At 57.5% G+C, this 18965-nt stretch carries 15 protein-coding genes and 1 tRNA gene; 9 read left to right on the forward strand and 7 right to left on the reverse strand.

The window, feature by feature from the left end; translation table 11 throughout:
- Positions 1-23 precede the first annotated feature (23 nt).
- The 5 genes from ACGK9W_RS04380 (at position 24) to ACGK9W_RS04400 (ending at position 5163) form a co-directional block, all read left to right on the forward strand.
- Positions 24-326: a LapA family protein gene (locus ACGK9W_RS04380; RefSeq protein ID WP_008172060.1), complete on the forward strand. Its 303-nt coding sequence runs from the start codon at positions 24-26 to the stop codon at positions 324-326.
- On the forward strand, positions 326-1495 hold the full coding sequence (gene lapB / locus ACGK9W_RS04385) for a lipopolysaccharide assembly protein LapB (RefSeq protein WP_288365754.1): 1170 nt from the start codon (positions 326-328) through the stop codon (positions 1493-1495). Before ACGK9W_RS04380 ends, lapB begins: the two co-directional genes overlap by 1 nt.
- Positions 1496-1527: 32 nt before the next feature.
- Positions 1528-2238, forward strand: a complete 711-nt coding sequence (pyrF, locus tag ACGK9W_RS04390) for an orotidine-5'-phosphate decarboxylase (protein WP_405419235.1) — start codon at positions 1528-1530, stop codon at positions 2236-2238.
- A gap of 95 nt (positions 2239-2333) precedes the next feature.
- Positions 2334-3659 carry an IS1182 family transposase gene (locus tag ACGK9W_RS04395; RefSeq protein ID WP_053112091.1) on the forward strand — a complete coding sequence of 442 codons (1326 nt, stop codon included), beginning with the start codon at positions 2334-2336 and terminating at the stop codon, positions 3657-3659.
- 469 nt (positions 3660-4128) lie between these two features.
- Positions 4129-5163, forward strand: a complete 1035-nt coding sequence (locus ACGK9W_RS04400; RefSeq protein ID WP_008172057.1) for an IS110 family transposase — start codon at positions 4129-4131, stop codon at positions 5161-5163.
- Between the two features lie 651 nt (positions 5164-5814).
- On the opposite strand, the gene ACGK9W_RS04405 is transcribed toward ACGK9W_RS04400, so the two are convergent.
- Positions 5815-5890 (reverse strand) — tRNA-Asn (locus ACGK9W_RS04405).
- Positions 5891-5960: 70 nt separating this feature from the next.
- Positions 5961-7145, reverse strand: a complete 1185-nt coding sequence (locus ACGK9W_RS04410; protein WP_008172055.1) for a pyridoxal phosphate-dependent aminotransferase — start codon at positions 7143-7145, stop codon at positions 5961-5963.
- Between the two features lie 183 nt (positions 7146-7328).
- On the opposite strand from ACGK9W_RS04410, the gene uvrB reads away from it, so the two are divergent.
- Positions 7329-9389, forward strand: a complete 2061-nt coding sequence (gene uvrB, locus ACGK9W_RS04415) for an excinuclease ABC subunit UvrB (RefSeq protein WP_053114954.1) — start codon at positions 7329-7331, stop codon at positions 9387-9389.
- Here uvrB and rimI read toward each other — a convergent pair whose 3' ends face one another.
- Positions 9390-10508 carry a ribosomal protein S18-alanine N-acetyltransferase gene (rimI, locus tag ACGK9W_RS04420; protein ID WP_008172052.1) on the reverse strand — a complete coding sequence of 373 codons (1119 nt, stop codon included), beginning with the start codon at positions 10506-10508 and terminating at the stop codon, positions 9390-9392.
- Positions 10509-10709: 201 nt separating this feature from the next.
- Between rimI and ACGK9W_RS04425 the strand changes: the two genes are divergently transcribed.
- On the forward strand, positions 10710-12209 hold the full coding sequence (locus ACGK9W_RS04425; RefSeq protein WP_405419241.1) for a RimK family protein: 1500 nt from the start codon (positions 10710-10712) through the stop codon (positions 12207-12209).
- Between the two features lie 19 nt (positions 12210-12228).
- On the opposite strand, the gene ACGK9W_RS04430 is transcribed toward ACGK9W_RS04425, so the two are convergent.
- On the reverse strand, positions 12229-13389 hold the full coding sequence (locus ACGK9W_RS04430) for a cation diffusion facilitator family transporter (protein WP_008172046.1): 1161 nt from the start codon (positions 13387-13389) through the stop codon (positions 12229-12231).
- 409 nt (positions 13390-13798) lie between these two features.
- Here ACGK9W_RS04430 and ACGK9W_RS04435 point away from each other — a divergent pair, with 409 nt between their 5' ends.
- Complete coding sequence (locus tag ACGK9W_RS04435; RefSeq protein ID WP_405419245.1) at positions 13799-14854, forward strand: quinone-dependent dihydroorotate dehydrogenase; 1056 nt, start codon at positions 13799-13801, stop codon at positions 14852-14854.
- 136 nt (positions 14855-14990) lie between these two features.
- Here the strand turns inward: ACGK9W_RS04435 and rmf are convergent, their stop codons facing one another.
- On the reverse strand, positions 14991-15203 hold the full coding sequence (gene rmf, locus ACGK9W_RS04440; protein ID WP_008172042.1) for a ribosome modulation factor: 213 nt from the start codon (positions 15201-15203) through the stop codon (positions 14991-14993).
- A gap of 319 nt (positions 15204-15522) precedes the next feature.
- Here rmf and rlmKL point away from each other — a divergent pair, with 319 nt between their 5' ends.
- Positions 15523-17697 (forward strand): bifunctional 23S rRNA (guanine(2069)-N(7))-methyltransferase RlmK/23S rRNA (guanine(2445)-N(2))-methyltransferase RlmL, encoded by a 2175-nt coding sequence (gene rlmKL, locus ACGK9W_RS04445; protein ID WP_053114959.1) that lies wholly within the window; start codon positions 15523-15525, stop codon positions 17695-17697.
- Positions 17698-17747: 50 nt separating this feature from the next.
- On the opposite strand, the gene ACGK9W_RS04450 is transcribed toward rlmKL, so the two are convergent.
- Together ACGK9W_RS04450 and ACGK9W_RS04455 are read right to left on the reverse strand one after the other, a co-directional pair.
- Positions 17748-18356 carry an outer membrane beta-barrel protein gene (locus ACGK9W_RS04450; protein WP_014576805.1) on the reverse strand — a complete coding sequence of 203 codons (609 nt, stop codon included), beginning with the start codon at positions 18354-18356 and terminating at the stop codon, positions 17748-17750.
- Positions 18357-18463: 107 nt separating this feature from the next.
- Positions 18464-18949: a hypothetical protein gene (locus ACGK9W_RS04455; protein ID WP_014576806.1), complete on the reverse strand. Its 486-nt coding sequence runs from the start codon at positions 18947-18949 to the stop codon at positions 18464-18466.
- Positions 18950-18965: the final 16 nt, after the last annotated feature.

Genomic DNA, 18965 nt, shown 5'->3' on the forward strand with positions numbered 1-18965 from the left:
TGCCCTTTGGGAGTGCTATCGCTATGGCAGGATTGCAGAAGATCCTCATTATTCTGTTGGTTTTGGTCCTGGTTCTGCTGGCACTGGTATTCTCGCTCAACAATCAAATGGCAGTCTCCCTCAACTTTCTGTTGTTTGAAACCCAGCCCCATGGTGTTGCCGTCTGGATTATCATGGCATTTGTTGTCGGTGCCCTTGTTGGCGTGCTGATGACCATGCTGGCCACCGTTCGCAACTCGGTGTCCCGGCGAACCCTTCAGAAACGACTTGATCGCGCCGAGCAGGCATTGGAGAAATCCAGGGCCCAGAACGACCGGACTCTTTAATGGATATCGTATTACAGTGGCTGCTGCTAACAGTTGCAGTCGCCGTTGGCTGGCTTGTGGGCCGGCTGGGAAGCGGTGACAGGCGATCCGGCAAAACGATTTCCGATGAGGAATCGGTGAAGGACCGTCTCCAGTTCCTGTTCACGAACTACTCCGACCAGGCGGTTGAGAATTTCGTCCAGTCCCTTGCGGTCAACAAGGATACTGTCAGTCTCCACCTCTCCATTGGCAGCCATTTCCGTAACAAGGGCGAAACCGATCGCGCCATACTGATCCACCAGAACCTTCTGGCCAGGCCCGAATTACCCCCGAGATTCTCCCCGCAGGTGACTCTCGAGCTTGCCCGCGATTACCTGAACGCGGGGCTGCTTGACCGCGCCGAGGCATTGTTGCACCAATTGATGGGCGACAAGGATTATGGTCGGCACTCCTCCCAGCAGCTCATCGACCTCTACCAACAGGAAAAGGAATGGGCGAAGGCTGCCGAAGTTGCCCGGACGCTGACACGTGGAGACGCCGACCCGGCAATGTTCAAAGTGCTGGCCTACCTGACATGCGAGCTGTCGGAAGAGTCCCTGAAACAGGACGACCGCTGGGTTGCCCAGAAACTGGCCAAGGAGGCGCTTGAGTACGATCGCTCTTGCGTACGGGCCAATCTTATTATGATGAAGCTGCTGGTTCGGCAGGGCAGCTATCGCGAGGCAGGCAGCCAGTGCCTGAAAGTATTCGAACAGAACCCGGAGTTTGGGCCGGAAGCCATCGACCGGCTCATGAAACTTGAGCATGAGCACGGCGACATTGGCCGGTTGGCGAAAAAACTGCGCAAGCTTTACGAAAACTACCCGAGCACCAGTTTGTTGCTGGCTCTGGTGGAGTCCGTCGAGCGTGCCTCGGGGCGACCGGCTGCCATCGACTTGCTCAGGCAGGAACTGGAAACCCGCCCGAGTGTCCGTGGCTTGCTCAGGCTGGTGGAAATGGCCGGCTATGAGAAGGGCATGACCACTGATGAGGGCAGGCTGGTGAGCCGTATTGGCCACCTGATTCTCGCCAATCGTCCCGTCTACCGTTGTGTCAGCTGTGGTTTCTCTGGCCGTCAGCTGCACTGGCTTTGCCCAAGCTGCAAGCAATGGGAAACCGTGCGCCCGATCCAGGGTGTTGAAGCCGAATAAACCTTTACCGAATTTCCGCAGGACAAGTGAACGTGCAAACCGCTAACGATCCCAAGATCATCGTCGCCCTCGATTTTCCCTCCCAGAATCCTGCCCTTGAGCTGGTCGACAAACTGGACCCGAGCAAATGCCGCCTGAAAGTGGGTAAGGAACTGTTCACCCGTTCCGGCCCGCAATTGGTTGAAGGGCTTCAGAAGCGTGGATTCGACGTATTCCTGGATCTGAAATTCCATGACATCCCGAACACCACCTCAGCTGCCGTTGCAGCTGCCGCCGATCTCGGTGTATGGATGGTCAATGTGCATGCCTCTGGTGGCGAGAAAATGATGACCGCCTGTCGGGAACGTCTGGAAAGCTTTGGCGCGGATCGCCCGCTGTTGATCGCCGTCACGGTCCTCACCAGTATGAACGCCGACGACCTCGTCGGCATCGGCATCACCGATTCCCCGGAAGCACAGGTGTCCCGACTGGCAACCCTCACCAAAAATTGCGGCCTCGACGGCGTCGTCTGCTCCGCCCAGGAGGCACCGAAGCTTAAAGTCGAGCAGGGCGCCGACTTCAAACTGATCACACCGGGTATCCGCCCCCTGACGGCCGATAAAGGCGACCAGCAGCGCATCATGACGCCCACAGATGCCCTCAAAGCCGGTTCCGATTACCTCGTGATCGGCCGTCCGATTATTCAGGCGTCTGACCCGCTGGCTTCCTTGGAGGCTATTCACTCCGAAGTGATTGGACTCTAGCCCTATCCGGCCCTCGAATCCTGACCTAGGAGTCTGCGCGGCAGAAGCTACATTCTGGCACAATAGATCAAAATTCTTCAGCAACAGGATGACTGATGGGAACCACTTTCCGCCCGTATTCGCCTGGCCAGGAACTGCTTCTTCCCCCGAGCCTGAACGAGTGGCTGCCTGAGGGGCATCTGGCCTATTTTGTCAGTGATGTCGTCGAGGAGCTGGATTTAAGCGCGTTTTATGCCCGCTACGAAGGCAACGGCCGACGCAACTCGCCCTTCGATCCACGAATGATGCTGAAGGTTCTGATCTACGCCTACGCCACCGGCGTTTTCTCTTCACGCAAGATCGCCCGGAAGCTGGAAGAAGACGTGGCCTTCCGGGTTCTGGCGGCAGGCAACTTCCCCAGGCATCGCACGATCTGTGATTTCCGCAAACACCATTTGGTTGCCTTCAAGGCCGTGTTTATTCAGGTGGTCCGGATTGCCCGGGAAGCGGAGCTGATCACGCTGGGAACACTGGCGATTGATGGCACCAAGGTTCGGGCTAATGCCAGCAAGCACAAGGCCATGAGCTATGGCCGCATGGGCGAGGAAGACGATCGTTTATCGAAAGAGATCGATGCACTTTGTCGTCAGGCGCGTCAGACAGACCAGTCGGAAGACCGACAGTTCGGCCCGGATAACCGGGGTGATGAACTGCCTGAAGAGCTTCAGTACCGGCAGGCGCGGCTGGACAAGATTCGTGCCGCCAAAGAGAAATTGGAAGCAGACCAGAAAGAGCGGGACAAGGCCCGGGGTCGGTCCCCGGACGATGATCGGCGCTCACCTCGCGGGGGCCCGAACTTCAAGCGGGATTATGGGGTTCCGGATGACAAGGATCAGAGCAATTTTACCGATCCGCAAAGCCGGATTATGAAAACGGCGGACGGGTTCCAGCAATGCTACAACGGCCAGTTGGCCGTGGATGGTGAATTCCAGCTGATTGTCGCCAACCACCTGGGCAATAATCCCAGTGACAATGGCTGTCTGATACCACTGCTGGATCAGGCAAAAGACACTCTGGAAACCTATCCGGATCAGTGTCTGGCTGACGCGGGTTACCGTAAAGAAGAAGATCTACAGACCCTGGAAGACAAAAGCATCGACGGCTATGTCTCGCTGCGCCGGGAGGGCAAGAAGAGTTCAGAGATAGACGCGAGCCGTTATCCGGCCAGCGCCCGGATGGCCGGGAAGCTGGCCACGGCAACCGGGCGATCGGTTTACGCTCAGCGCAAGCATCTGGTTGAGGCGGTCAACGGCTGGATCAAGCATGTTCTGGGCTTCCGACAGTTCAGTCTGCGGGGCCTTCACGCCGTGCAGGGTGAATGGGATCTGGTCTGTCTGTCGCTTAATCTCAGGCGGATGAGTTCACTGATGAGGCTGAAATAGAGGGTCCGAGGGATCCTTGGGCGTACTGAGTGATCGGACTACGATAACGCATTCGCTGATAACCGTCTTGACTGACTGAATAGAGAGAATCGAGACTCTATTCGGCTGGATATTGTGGATACGTTCTCGGGCCGAACTGTGATTCGACGCGGCGGGGTCACTTGCTCAAAATACTTCTGCCGCGCAGACCCCTAGCCTTTGAGTAATGGTGGCAGGGACAGCTGGCAGGGCTTTCCAAAACACGCTACAAGCACGTCCGTGTGCGCTTGTTTCGGGCCGTCCATGGCCCTCTACAGTTTTGGAATGCCCTGCCAGCTGTCCCGTTTAGACCTTCCAGTTGACCGCATTTTCCCGAAAGACAGATGCAGGCTTAGGTCGATGAGATGGTCTCCTCCCCTCCTAATCGGCGTCGCAATGCGCCAGGATAGGGAAGGAGAATTTTCCTATCAGAAACGAGTGGGAGGAGACCATGAGTAAGGTTACAACGGTTGGCATTGATCTCGCAAAGAACACGTTTGTCCTTTTTGGGCTGGGCCCTAAAGGTCACAGCGGGTGGAAGCGCAAAGTGCGCCGCAAGCAGTTGCTGGAGCAGCTGGTGCGTTTGGAGCCTTGCACAGTCGCTCTTGAGGCGTGTGGGAGCTCGCACTATTGGGCTCGCCAGATACGAGCGTTAGGGCATCAGGTTGAGTTGTTACCGCCTCAACATGTGAAGGGCTATCTTCGAGGTCAGAAAAACGATTACAACGATGCTCAGGCCATTGCGGAGGCCAGTGAACATGGGCGAATTCGCCCGGTGCCGATCAAAGAGGTCGAGCAGCAGGATGATCAGATGCTGCACAAGCTGCGCCAGGGCGTGAGCAAGGATCGGGTACGAATCAGCAATCAGCTTCGAGGATTGCTGGCCGAGTACGGTGTGATCATGCCCCAGGGAATAGCGGCGCTGCGCCGGGAGCTGCCACTGGCACTGGAAGACGCTGACAACGGGTTGAGCGAGCGGGCCCGGCAGTTGTTGCACCGCCAGTATCAGCGTTTTCTGGAAGTAGAGCAGGAACTGGCCTGGTACGACCAACAAGTAAAGCAGAGATCGAGACAGGATGAGACCTGTCGGCGCCTGCAAGCGATACCGGGCGTTGGTGAAGTCGTCGCCAGTCTGCTGAAGGGCTGGATGGGTGATGGCCGCCAATTCCGGCGAGGCCGAGACGCTGGCGCAGCGCTGGGCCTGATCCCCCGTCAGAACAGCACCGGGGGCAAAGACGTCTTACTGGGAATCAGCAAGCGAGGCGACCCGTACGTACGCGCCCAACTGGTTCACGGGGCGAGAGCGGTGGTTGCCCGTGCGGACGGGAAAATGGACCGCCTCAGCCGATGGATCCAGCGACTCAAGGCAGAGCGAGGGTTCAACAAGGCAACCGTCGCATTGGCCAACAAGTTGGTTCGCATTGCCTGGGTGATTATCGCCCGAGGCGAGCACTACCAGCCATCGGAGCAACGGCTGGCGGTATGAATAAGTCAGGGATTGACTGAGCTAAATCACCGACGCGACGTCGGAAAGTAAAGCGGTTACCCTTCCCGCAGGTTGCGAGGGTCACAGCAATCGATGGCATAACAGGTCAGACCGGCCTGCCGAAAACCTGACTAATCCAAGGGCCCCAGAGGCCGTTAGGTCGATAAGGACGGCAGGCGCGGATCTTCCATCAAGGCCAGAGGCGACAAAGCCGCCTCATCAAACAGGCCGGATATACGGGCGCAAACCTGTCCCTGACATTGAGTGCTGAGACCTTGCAAACGGGGAGGAGACCATATACGGATTATGCTGTGCCAATCCGACCTACATTTAGGTGCAAATTCTAGCCGCATATCCTTAGGTGCCTTTCGGAAACTCAGCGAATAAGTCGGGAGTATATCGTTGGGTCTGGATCGGTGGTGTGGGGTTGCCCTCCCAAAAATGTCTGTGGCCATGGATGGCCACAGTCAAGCGCACATGGACGTGCTCGTAGCGTTTTTTGGGAGGGCGACCCCACACCGCCAGCCCCGAATGCAGCAGGCTAGGGCAGGAGCACGCACCACCACTCAAGATGTGGTCAAAAAACGTAATGCAAAAGAGAAGGCAATAAAAAACCCGCTAACTCAGAGAATTAGCGGGCTTTCAGAATAGTGGCTCCCCGAGCTGGGCTCGAACCAGCGACAAACGGATTAACAGTCCGTTGCTCTACCAACTGAGCTATCGGGGAACGTCGTCGTGTGACGAGGCGCGTATATTAAGTTGGCAATACCGCCCCGTCAACCCCTGGCCAGAACTTTTTAGCCAAGCGCTTTCTGAAGGCGTTCGACAGCCTTTTCCAGGTTTTCCATGCTGGTCGCAAAGCTCAGGCGCATGTGGCCAGGGCAACCGAAGGCGGAACCCGGGACCAGTGCCACGCCGGCGTCGGTCAGCAGTTTCTCGGCGAATTCAACGTCGGTGCTGACGCTGGAATCCGCATCGATGGCGCCCTGGAAGCTGGGGAACACATAGAAGGTACCGTCGCCGTTCAGGCATTCAACGCCTGGCAGCTTGTTCAGTGCTTCTACCAGCCAGTCGTGGCGTTCCTTGAAGGCCTTGACCATCTCGCCCACGCAGCCCTGATCGCCATCCAGCGCAGCCTGTGCCGCTGCCTGGGAGATGGAGGCCGGGTTGGAGGTGCTCTGGGACTGGATCTTCTTCATTGCACCGATGATTTTCGCCGGGCCCGCGGCGTAGCCGATACGCCAGCCAGTCATGGAGTAGGCCTTGGATACGCCATTCAGGACGAAGGTGCGGTCATACAACTCAGGCGTGGCGTTCAGGATGTTGCAGAACGCTTTGCCGGTCCAGAGGATCGGCTCATACATATCGTCGGTGGCGATCATGATGTTCGGGTGCTTCTTCAGCACCTCGCCGATGGCCTGCAGCTCTTCGAGGGTGTAGGCCATGCCGCTCGGGTTCGAGGGGCTATTGATCACGAACAGGCGGGTACGCTCGGTAATCGCGTTTTCCAGCTGCTCCGGAGTGATCTTGAAGCGGGTTTCAGCACCGGTTTCGATAATCACGGGTTTGCCTTCAGCCACCAGCACCATATCCGGGTAGGAAACCCAGTACGGAGCAGGGATGATGGCTTCGTCACCCGGGTTCAGTGTGGCAAGTGCGAGGTTGAAAAAGCTCTGTTTGCCACCACTGCTTACCAGTATCTGGTTGGCTTCGTAATCCAGGCCGTTGTCCCGTTTGAACTTCGCAATAATCGCTTTTTTCAGGGCTGGCGTACCATCCACGGCAGTGTATTTTGTCTGGCCGTTATTGATGGCTTCAATGGCTGCCTGTTTGATGTGATCAGGTGTGTCGAAGTCCGGCTCGCCGGCACCCAGGCCGATAATATCCTGGCCTGCTGCGCGGAGTTCCGCGGCCTTGTTGGTGACTGCGAGGGTGGGAGAGGGCTTGATAGCCTGTACTCGGCTGGAAAGTTGAAGGTCCAAACTTGCGCTCCTTAAAGCTGCGTCTGATAGGGCTGCGACCGCGGGGTGCCAGAGCTGCTGGCTGATTTACGCCCAGCCGTCGATCGAACTGATGGTATCATGAAGCCAGTGTATCGCTAAATTTCTCGAATGGCAGGGGCTGTTTCGCCCCTGCGTCGGTTTTACCGGAGGTTTCCGCCAGTTATGGCCAGTAATCAGGCAAACGTTTCCGCCAGAGAGGGTGTGTTCCAGGTTGATTCACCGTTCCAGCCAGCGGGCGATCAGCCCAAGGCAATCGAGGGGCTGGTGGATGGTATCCAATCCGGTCTGGCACACCAGACGTTGCTGGGGGTAACCGGCTCCGGTAAAACCTTCACCATCGCCAATGTCATCCAGCAGGTCCAGCGGCCCACCATCATCATGGCCCATAACAAGACCCTGGCCGCCCAGCTCTATGGTGAGTTCAAGGAGTTCTTTCCCGACAATGCGGTTGAGTATTTCGTTTCCTACTACGACTACTATCAGCCAGAAGCTTACGTGCCCTCGTCGGACACGTTTATCGAGAAAGACGCCTCTATCAACGAGCACATTGAGCAGATGCGTCTGTCTGCTACCAAGGCATTGCTGGAAAGACCGGATGCCATTATTGTGGCGACGGTGTCGTCTATCTACGGCCTCGGTGACCCCCAGTCTTACCTGAAGATGATGCTGCATCTGGACCGGGGCGATCAGATCGATCAGCGATACATCCTCCGGCGCCTGGCCGAACTTCAGTACACCAGGAACGATATCGAGTTCCACCGGGCCAATTACCGGGTTCGGGGCGATGTGATCGATGTATTCCCGGCGGAATCCGAGAAGGAAGCTATCCGCATCGAGCTCTTCGATGACGAGGTTGAGAATCTCAGCTATTTCGACCCGTTGACCGGTGAGGTCCTGCGCCGAGTGCCACGGGTCACCATCTACCCGAAATCGCATTATGTGACGCCCCGGCAGACGGTGTTGGATGCGGTCGAGCATATCAAGGTTGAGCTGGATGAGCGGCTGCAGCAGCTGCGGGACAACAACCGCCTGGTGGAAGCACAACGCCTGGAAGAGCGCACCCGGTACGACATCGAAATGATGCTGGAACTGGGCTATTGCAACGGCATCGAGAACTACTCGCGCTATCTCTCGGGTCGCCGCCCAGGTGAGGCTCCGCCGACACTGTTTGATTACCTGCCGCCCAATGCCTTGCTGGTGGTGGATGAATCCCACGTGACCATTCCCCAGATCGGCGCCATGTACAAGGGCGACCGGTCCCGGAAGGAAACCCTTGTTGAGTACGGTTTCCGCCTCCCATCGGCGCTGGATAACCGACCCATGAAGTTTGAAGAGTGGGAGCGAATTGCGCCCCAGATGATCTTCGTATCCGCAACCCCGTCCACATATGAGGCCGAGCATGCGGGTCAGGTGGTGGAACAGGTGGTGCGCCCCACCGGCCTGCTGGACCCGGAAATCGAGGTGCGTCCCGCGTCTACCCAGGTGGACGATCTGCTCTCGGAAATCCACACGCGGGTGAAGGTGAAGGAACGGGTTCTGGTGACCACGCTGACCAAGCGTATGGCCGAGGATCTCACCGACTTCCTGATGGAACACGACATCAAGGTTCGCTATCTGCACTCGGACATCGACACCGTCGAGCGCGTGGAGATCATCCGGGACCTCCGGCGGGGGGAATTCGATGTGCTGGTGGGCATCAACCTGCTGCGGGAAGGTCTGGACATGCCCGAGGTTTCGCTGGTGGCCATCTTGGATGCTGACAAGGAAGGTTTCCTGCGCTCCGAGCGCTCACTGATCCAGACCATGGGTCGTGCGGCGCGGAATGTCCACGGCAAGGCCATTCTCTACGGTGACCGGATTACAGGCTCCATGCAGCGGGCTATTGATGAGACAGAGCGTCGCCGGGCCAAGCAGGAAGCTCACAACCTGGAACAGGGCATTACCCCGCAGGGCCTGAACAAGAAGATTGCCGACATCATGGAAGGTGCCGGAGGCGGCGGCCGTGGCCGTCGCAAGGCCGAGCGCCCGGGGCAGAAAGCAGCCGAAGAGGCGGAACAGTATCGGGCCAAGGCTGGCAATCGATCGCCGGAGGAGGTCCTCAAGGAGGTGTCCCGGCTTGAGGATGAAATGTACAAGGCCGCTTCCGAACTGGATTTCGAGACGGCTGCGCGCCTGCGTGATGATATCGCCGAGCTGAAAGAGGCGGCACTGCGGACCGGCTGATCAGGCCGGTCGCTTGGGCCCTACGATGATCGCAGCCTGCAATGGCTGGTTCCTGCCGTACCGTGAAATCTGGCTGAACACCCGGCGGTCGACCGGCAGGTACTGCTTGTCGGCCACGGTTTCGCCGAGTTCAGCATCGATTTCCGGGTCGTGCAGGTACACGAACTGGTCGTCAATCGCGCAGACGGTGACCCAATGGGGCACGCGGCTGCGATTCAGTTGCCAGGTGCTGATCAGGATGACCGGAATTCTGCCTTCGTGAAGGGCTTCTTCCATCGCTTCGAGGGTCAGCGGGTCATGGTGTAGCTGAATGCCTGTCTTGCCGATGTCGTGTAAAAAGCCCTCGTGTACCAGCTCCAGTACCCGCTTCTTGTCCTCGCTTCTGACGGTGTCCTTGAAAAGGGCTCCTTCCATGCTGATCCAGGCGCTGGCTTCAAAACCCCGATTCCACGCTGCGAGCGCCAGTCCATGAGGGCCGCAGCCGCCGTGGCCGGCGAGCATAAATATGGTGGTCGCTTCTCGCCAAAGCCTGAGTTCTTCCAGGGTTGTGAGTGGTTGCTGTTCATCCAGAGCTGCCATCGCCATGATTAGCGCCGCCGGCCCGCAGGAGAAATCCGTGGTCTGCGGATAGTAGGGAACGGCCGGAAATTCTCTTGAAGGCTCGTAGAACAGAATCCTTCGCTCGAAGCGAAGGGCGTCTCCGTGGTCTTCGTAATAGTCCCGGTAGGTGCCGAACTGGCGATAGCCCAGGCGCTTGTAGAGGTTGATGGCGCCTCTGTTATCCTCGCGGACTTCCAGGCGCATGATAATACGGCCAGCCTCCACCGCCTCCGATTCTGCTTCCCGTACCAGTTTCTCGCCCACGCCCTGGCCACGCACAGCTGGCGACACCGCAATGGAGTAGATCCGGGCGAGCCGGGTGGCAGCGCTCATCAGAACCAGGCAGTAGCCCACCAGCTCGCCATCGGCCTCGGCCACAATCAAGCGGTCTCTGGGCATTTCCAGAAAGCGACGAAAACTCCGCCGAGAGAGGCGGTCTTCGGTGAAGCACCGGTTTTCGAGCAAGACCAGGGCGTCGAGGTCCTTGCTGGAGGCTTGTCGGAGCTGGAAATCAGGCATTGAGAGACGGCCTTGAAAAACGCGAGGAGGGCATGCTGGTGGGCTTCCCGTACTCCGCTATTATGTGTGAGAGTCAGGGTAACGCAAAGACCACAAGGATGCGTAAAAGCACGCATTATGCGCCGATTGTGCAGCGATTGTGACCGGCGTATTGTGGCCTCAATTACCACAGGCAAGACCTTTCAGGGAGGAATGCCTTCAATGTCCCGATTGCTTATCGTAGTGGACCGCGCCAAAGACTGGGCGCCTTATTACCCCAGTGAGGACGTGCTGACGTTTGATCAGTACCTCCAGTTCTCAGCTCCGCCCGCCAGCCGGGTGAGGGTCATCAACCTGTGTCAGAGCGCCCGTTACCTGAGCAAGGGGTATTATTGTTCACTCCTGGCAGAGGCCCGTGGTCACCATGTCGTACCCTCGGTGATGACGCTCAATGATCTCGGCCGCAAAGGACTGTTTTCACTTGAGCTGGAAGAGCTTGATGAAAGCGTCATCAACTGGCTCGAAGCGGCGGGTTCCGCTATTGACCCTGCCAGTGATGAGCGCGCGGCCACCCATGAAGTGCGCATTCGGACCTACTTTGGCCAGGCCGAGCACCCGGATCTGAAGCCGGTCGCCCGGGCGCTGTTCGAGCGGTTCCCTTGTCCGATTCTTGAAATTGTTTTCAAGCGCCGCAAGCAGTGGCAAATCGAGTCCATGAAGCCGGCGGCTCCGGCGGATCTGGGTGAGCAGGAGCAGGACGTGTTCGCGGCGGCCCTGGATCGTTTCAGCAGCATGGTCTGGCGTAAGCCACGGACCCGACGCCGTTACCGCTATGATCTGGCGGTGCTGGTCAATCCCGATGAGGAGATGCCGCCGAGTGACAAGGTTGCCCTGAAGCGTTTCGAGAAAGCCGGTCGCAAGCTGGGTATCAACGTTGAGCAGATTACCCGGCGGGATTATATGCGCCTGCCGGAATACGATGGGTTGTTCATTCGTGAGACCACTGCCATTGATCATCACACCTACCGGTTTGCCCGCAAGGCGGCCGCTGAGGGCATGGTGGTCATTGATGATCCGGTGTCGATCCTCAAGTGCACCAACAAGGTGTTCCTTGCAGATCTCCTGAAGAACAACAAGGTTCTCACGCCCAAGACACTCATCCTGTCGAAAGATCAGAAGAACGCTGTCGAGCAGGTCATCAGTGAGCTGGGTTTTCCGGTAGTTATCAAGATCCCGGATGGTGCGTTTTCCCGCGGCGTAACCAAGGCCGAAGACGAGAAGACCCTCCGTGCCGGGCTGAGAGACCTGTTCAAGCAGTCCGCCCTGGTGCTGGCTCAGGAATACCTTTACACCGATTACGACTGGCGTATTGGTGTGCTCGGTGGGCGGGCCATCTACGCCTGCAAGTACATGATGGTGAAAGGCCACTGGCAGATCTATCAGCACAGCGAATCCGAGAGTGAGAGCGGTGGCTTTGAGACCATGCCCACGTATGAGGTGCCAAGGAATGTCATTCAGGCGGCCCTGAATGCCACCAGACTGATCGGCAACGGGCTGTACGGTGTGGATATCAAACAGTCAGGCAACCGGGTTGCCGTCATCGAAGTCAACGACAACCCGAGCATTGATGCGGGCGTGGAAGACCGCTTCCTGGGGGGCGAGCTCTACACTCTGATCATGCGGGAGTTTCTTTCAAGGATGGAAGAGAACAGGCGTCGCTAGGTTCTATGGCCGGCGGCTTTCAGGGGCCGGCCACCCATACCCGGACACTCCCGAACCAGGGGTAATCACCGAGCTCTTCCCTGATGTTTGAGGATGAGAAGACGGTTTCACCCTCGGGGCTGTCCAGGAACAGCTCCAGATGCACCTTGTTTTTCAGATAGTGCAGCCGGAGCCGGCTGTGTTGCGGCAACTCTCCCAGGTGTCGGGCCAGGATGGCCCGGATGTCTTCACGGGAGGGCAGGCGCTCGGAGGTCAGCGGCTGATCTTCGTCGTTTTCGGCGTCGATGTGGAAGTTGATGTCCCGGATGTTGTCCAGGGCATCCCGCATTCCCGAGACAACCTGCATGCCGATCTGATGCCCTTCCGATACGCTGATTTCCGGACGAACCACCAGGTGAATATCCAGCAGAATGTCGTGCCCCATACGACGGCTGCGAAGCTCATGCACGTTGCGCACTCCGTCCGTGTCCCGGGCGATACTCTTGAGCATCTCCGTGTCCTCCTGGGAGAGGCCGGTATCCACGAGTTCCTTGACGCTGTCCCAGGTAAACTTCCAGCCAATGTGGATAATGATGCCTGCGATCACCACCGCCGCGAACACATCAAGCCAGACCATGCCAAGCATGGCGCCGGCCGTGGACACCAGAACCACGACTGAGGAGAACGCATCAGTTCGGCTGTGCCAGGCGTTGGCGATAATCAGATCCGAGCGGATCTTCAGGCCGACGTGGCGTGTGTATCGGAAAATCCATTCCTTGCCCGCAACAGACGCTGCAGCTGCCACCAGAACCGGCCAGCCAGGCACAGTATCCACGCCACCCTCTATCAGGCGTAGGGTATTTTCCCAGGCCAGGGCGGCGCCAACGGCAATCAGGATGCTGCCCAGAACCAGAGTGCCGAAGGTTTCGATTCGCTGATGGCCGTAAGGATGGTCGTCATCCGGCTCCTGGCGGGATACCTTCATGACGCCAAGAACAACCAGATCAGAGGCAACATCCGTAAAGGAGTGAATGCCATCCACCAGCAGGGCCTGGGAGTTAAAAAGAGCACCACCAATGACTTTTATGACCCCGAGTACGGCATCGAGAATCATTCCGATAATGGTCACGCGCGAGGCCGCCTTCATTTCGCCCGCGAGGTTTTCCCGGTGCTGTTGGGCGGGTGAAATCGGCTCTTGCATTGATGCACTCCAGATCAGAAGACAGGTGCCAGTATAACGTTATTCTCACGGGCTTTGGCAGGGGTGGCTAAAAGAGGGGATTTCAAGTGATTTATGCACATCATTGCAGAACGATGACTGGGTAACATTTTGTTTAGTATTTGTCGACAGCCATGAGAAAAATATATAACCTATTGAAAATAAACATAAAAATAACTGGTCAAAAAATAATCAATTTGTAGATTGGCGCAGTTATCAAGGGATGGCAACCGTTGCCCCGCGATTTTCAACAGGTTTATCCACAGATTCCGTGGAAAAGGTCATGAGAGTGCCATGATACAGTCATTTACAGCTGATTTGGTTCTATCCCGGGATGCTGTGGAAAACTTCCGGTATACTCCGCCCACTTGGATCAGGGGAGTTTTTTCAGATGTACGGCGTTATCCGCAATCTGCTTTTCCGTCTTCCAGCGGAGCAAGCTCACAATGTTGCATTGAATGGTCTCGATCTTGCGCACCGATTAGGCGTTTTGAGCGCTTTTTCACCAAAGATAGATTCATTGCCAGTGAATGTTATGGGGCTGGATTTTCCGAACCCCGTCGGGCTTGCCGCAGGTCTGGATAAGAACGCCGATCACCTCGATGCGCTTGGCGCCCTGGGCTTCGGGTTTATTGAAGTCGGTACCGTGACGCCTCTGGCGCAGCCCGGCAACCCCAAACCACGGATGTTTAGACTGCCGGAGCATCAGGCCATCATTAACCGGATGGGTTTCAACAACCAGGGGCTGGACCACTTGCTGGCCCGTGTGGATCAGCGCCGCTACAAGGGCGTGCTTGGAATCAATGTTGGCAAGAACAAGGACACGCCCAACGACCAGTCCGAATCCGATTACCGGAAGGGGATATCGGCGGTTTACAGTCGGGCCGATTACATTACGGTGAATGTGTCCTCGCCCAACACGCCCGGTCTTCGGGATTTGCAGTTTGGAGACTCTCTGAAAGGCCTCCTGGAGGCCATCAAGGACGAACAGTTCCAGTGTGAGACGGAGCATGGTCGGTACGTGCCTGTGGCTGTGAAGATCGCCCCGGACATGGACGATGACGGTATCCGCTTCGTGGCATCCGCCCTGCGTGAGACGGGTCTTGATGGCGTGATTGCCACCAATACAACGATCAGTCGGGATGCCGTGGCAGGTCATACCCATGCCGACGAGGCTGGTGGCCTCAGCGGTGCACCGGTGCGGGAGCCTTCTCTCAGGGTTATCCGGGGGCTTTACGCGGAACTGGGGGAATCACTACCGATTATTGGTGTCGGCGGCATTATGGACGGTGAAAGTGCGGCCGAGAAAGTCCGGGCCGGTGCCAAGCTGGTCCAGATCTACACCGGTTTTATTTACCGGGGGCCTGAACTTATTAAAGAGGCTGTTGAGGCTATCCGGCAGGTCAAGTGCTTTACCGCGCCCCATAACGAAGGTGGGCCCGCTTAGCGGGCCCGAGCGGGGAATGAACCCCGTGGCGCTTCATCGCATGGTACGGGGCGGGAGGCCCCGTTTGGGTTGCTCTGAGTACTGCGTCAAATTGTATGTAAAAAGATCAGATTAAGAATCGGGGTTAGTTGAGGCGTCACGCTGTCGTAACGTTAGCCAGTTTATGGATGCCGGATACGCCGGTCATGCCCTCCCATTGATCTGTGCGGCCTTCTCGCCACCCGTTCAGCCATTCCTGGCGAACTTCCGCCTGTTCAATCGGGCAGCTGTCTTTGGATTTTCCGGACACGCCAGCGAGATAACCCCGCTTGAATGCACGAGCGTACATGTCTCTTTTCTGTCTTTTCATGCCGTTCCTCACTGATGGATTAACAGAACAAGCGTGTACACATCTGCAGTGGCTGCGACCAGTGTTATCCGCTCCGGGATAACCCACTATTGTCAGCTCAAGCCAGAGCAGTCAGGATCCTGTTAACGGAAGGTTTGCACCCTTCCGGAACGACGCGTCACTTACAAGGTAAGTCGAACCTTTAGCCGATGTACACTAATTATTTCATCTATGTGACGCTTTTTTTATAGTTATATGAACTAAAAATTTTACTGCGATTTTCGGAATAGCCTTTATTCCGGAAACTTACCTCAAGCCGTCCAGGAACCAGGAGTTGAACTTGTCCAAATCTGTATTTTTCGTAACCTGCCCGAAGGGGGTGGAATACCTACTGGCGGACGAGCTCAGCACCTTTGGTCTGGATACCGTACGCAATGCCCCGGCCGGGGTCTGGGTGGAGGGTTCTCTGGAGGGTGGTTATCGCGCCTGTCTATGGTCGCGTCTCGCCAACCGGGTGATCCTTCACATTGATGAAGTGGACGCCAACAGCGGCGATCAGCTCTATGATGGCGTTGTTCACATGGACTGGCAGCAGCACATTCCTGTGCATGGCAGTTTCCGCGTTACGTTCCTCGGTCAGAACGAGGCCATCCGCAATACGCAATATGGCGCTCAAAGGGTCAAGGACGGCATTGTGGACCGGTTTCAGGCCAATGGCGGACCGCGGCCTTCAGTGGATGCCAAGAACCCGGATGTCATTGTCTCCGCGCGACTCAATCGTGGCCGCTTGTCCCTGGGCATTGATCTGAGCGGGCACAGTCTGCACATGCGCGGCTATCGTACGGATCAGGGCCTGGCACCCCTGAAGGAAAACCTGGCCGCGGCATTGCTGATGCGAGCGGGCTGGCCGGAGATTGCCGCCGCCGGCGGCGATTTCGTGGACCCGATGTGCGGTTCAGGCACCCTTGTGGTTGAAGCTGCCATGATGGCGCTGGATATGGCGCCCGGCCGCAAGCAGGAACGGTTCGGTTTCGAGAAGTGGCCGGGCCATCAGCCGGAGCTCTGGTTATCGCTGCGCCAGGAGGCGGAGCGTCGCGCCCACGAGGGCAAGCAAGGGCGGATCCCGAGAATGGCGGGCTTTGACCAGGATAGCCGGGTCATCGGGACCGCCTGGAAAAACATCCAGAGGGCAGGTCTGGAGAATGTTGTGCACGTTGAGGCTCGCGCAGTCGATGCCCTGGAACTGGAAGGCGACTGGTCTGATCGGGGGCTGGTCCTCACCAATCCCCCGTACGGTGAGCGGTTGAGTGAGCGCAGGGAGTTGGGCGGCTTGTACCAGGCACTGGGCGACGCGGTTAAACGCTGCGTTCCAGGCTGGCGCCTCGGTGTATTTACCGGAGCCCCGGAATTCGGCAAGTCCATCGGATTGAGAAGTTACAAGCAATACCGGCTTTTCAACGGCAAGCTGCCCGCCCAGTTGCTGCTGTTCGAGATAAATGAAGTGAGCGCCATGACACCGAGGACCCCGGATATTCCCGGTGAGGTCACCCCTCGGATTGCCAATGAGGAACGCGCGGCCATGTTGCGCAATCGCCTCAAGAAGAACGTGAAGACCATTGGGCAGTGGGCAAGAAAGCAGGGCATTGGTTGCTACCGCCTCTACGATGCCGATATGCCGGAGTTTGCGTTGGCGATCGATATCTATGAGGGGCGGGTGCACGTGCAGGAGTATGCGGCCCCGAAATCGGTGGATGAGCGTGCTGCTCGAGAACGCCTGGCGGAGGCCCTTGCAGTCATTCCCGAAGCACTGAGAGTGGAGCCGGAGGATATGGTGTGCAAGCAGCGCCAGCGGCAAACCGGCACCAATCAGTACGAGAAGCAGGCAGTCAGTGGCGAGTTTTTCAGGGTTCACGAACACGGCTGCGTGTTGAAGGTGAACCTCAAGGATTATCTGGACACGGGTCTGTTTCTGGATCATCGACCGGTGCGGCACTGGATTCAGCAGCACTCGGCAAACCAGCGATTCCTGAACCTGTTCTGTTATACCGGCGCGGCCACTGTTCACGCTGTTGTTGGAGGCGCCAGCCGCTCGCTCAGTCTGGATATGTCAAAGACGTATGTCGGCTGGGCTGAGGAGAACCTTGCACTGAACGGAGCCGACCCCAAGAAGCATCGGGTAGAGCAGGCAGACTGCCTGGCCTGGCTGGCAGACCGGAAAACGGCGGACCAACGGTTTGACCTGATCTTCATGGATCCGCCGACCTTTTCCAACTCTGCCCGTATGGCCGGCGTTCTGGATATCCAGAAGGATCATCCCACGCTGGTCAGGCAGGCCATGGCAAGGTTGAGTTCCGACGGGTTGCTGATCTTTTCCAACAATTTCCGACGCTTCAAGCTGGACGAGACACTGGAAAGCGAGTTCGAGGTTGCTGAAGTGACGCGGGATACCCTGGACAAGGATTTTCAACGCAACGCCCGGATTCACCGGTGCTGGCATATTCGCCACAAGGCTTAATGGCGATCTGGTAGCGGGTCGGATCGGCAACACGAGATCCGGCCGGCCATTCAGAACTCGTAGCGCAGTCCGCCGGAAAACTGGAAGGTGTTCACATCCGTTCCCGTGTCTTCGAAAAGCTTTCCGCCTTCGAAGACCAGAAACGTATCGTCCATCACTTCGAAATCAAGCCCTGCAATCCAGCTGATGGAGAAGCCGCTGTCCGGGAACTCGCCTTCGAGATCCAGGTAGGGGTTGTTGCGATCATTTGCGGGATCGCTGATCTCGCCTTCGCCGTGGATATAGGAAAAGCCGAACTGGCCGTAGAGGTTTGCATAGTCGGTGATCGGGTAGTGCAGGCCCATGTACCAGCTGGCGTAGTAGTCAACGCTCAGCGTCAGGTCACTGTCCGGTACCTCGGCGTCTTTGAAGCCGCCACCGGCCCGCAGCTCGGCGTGAAACAGATCGGTTATGTGGCCACCCACCACCAGTGTTCCGCCTGTGCCCCAGGCGGTTTCCTTGGTGTTTTCACCGATGGTGCGGTGGTTGTAGGTGGTTGCCAGCAGCCCGATGTAGTGTTTGTCGGCCCTTGGCGTTTCCTGGGCCAGGGCGGCCTGGGATGCGAGGAGCAGGGCAGGGACAAGCGGACAGACGAGGGGCGTTCGCACAACCTTGTTCATTGTTATCGGGCTTCCTGACATGGGCGAATACGGGCTGATTCTGCCTCGTGTAACCGTTTGTTACGTCGACCCGTGTCACACTTCCCCCTGTCAATTCCTGCTGTTTCTCAATCCTCGTCGAACAGGCCCTCTTCCCGCGCCATCAGCAGCAGTGCGTAAACGCCATTTTCAGGCAACTGGGGTTCCAGGCTTTCCTCGAACAGGAGCTGGCGGCGGCGGTCTTCCAGGGTTTCGCTGTCCAGGCCTGTGATCAGCTCACTGATGGGTGCGATTTCGAACGGGGCCTCCTGTGCCACGGCCGTGAAAATGAGGTCTACCAGAATCTCGTCTGGATCGAGGCCGTCCACGAAGACGGTCTGGTCGGGCAGATCCTGGTGCAGTTCCCGGGCCAGCTCGATCAGGGGCACGCCCTGTTCTTCAAGGTAGAGAAGGTCGACATCACCCAGGTCACCATCTTCCGGGAGCCAGTCGTCGGAAGGGGCGATAACCACGGTTTTCATTCGGCCGTCTTCCAGCGACCAGGCCATGGCGGTGGGAAACAGCGCATCGTCGGTCTGGCAGTATTCAATGTCGAGAAATCTCGGTGCTGGCACGTTGGGCTCCCGGTGA

This window comes from Marinobacter flavimaris, from assembly GCF_045057155.1.
GTDB classification, from domain to species: Bacteria; Pseudomonadota; Gammaproteobacteria; order Pseudomonadales; family Oleiphilaceae; genus Marinobacter; species Marinobacter manganoxydans.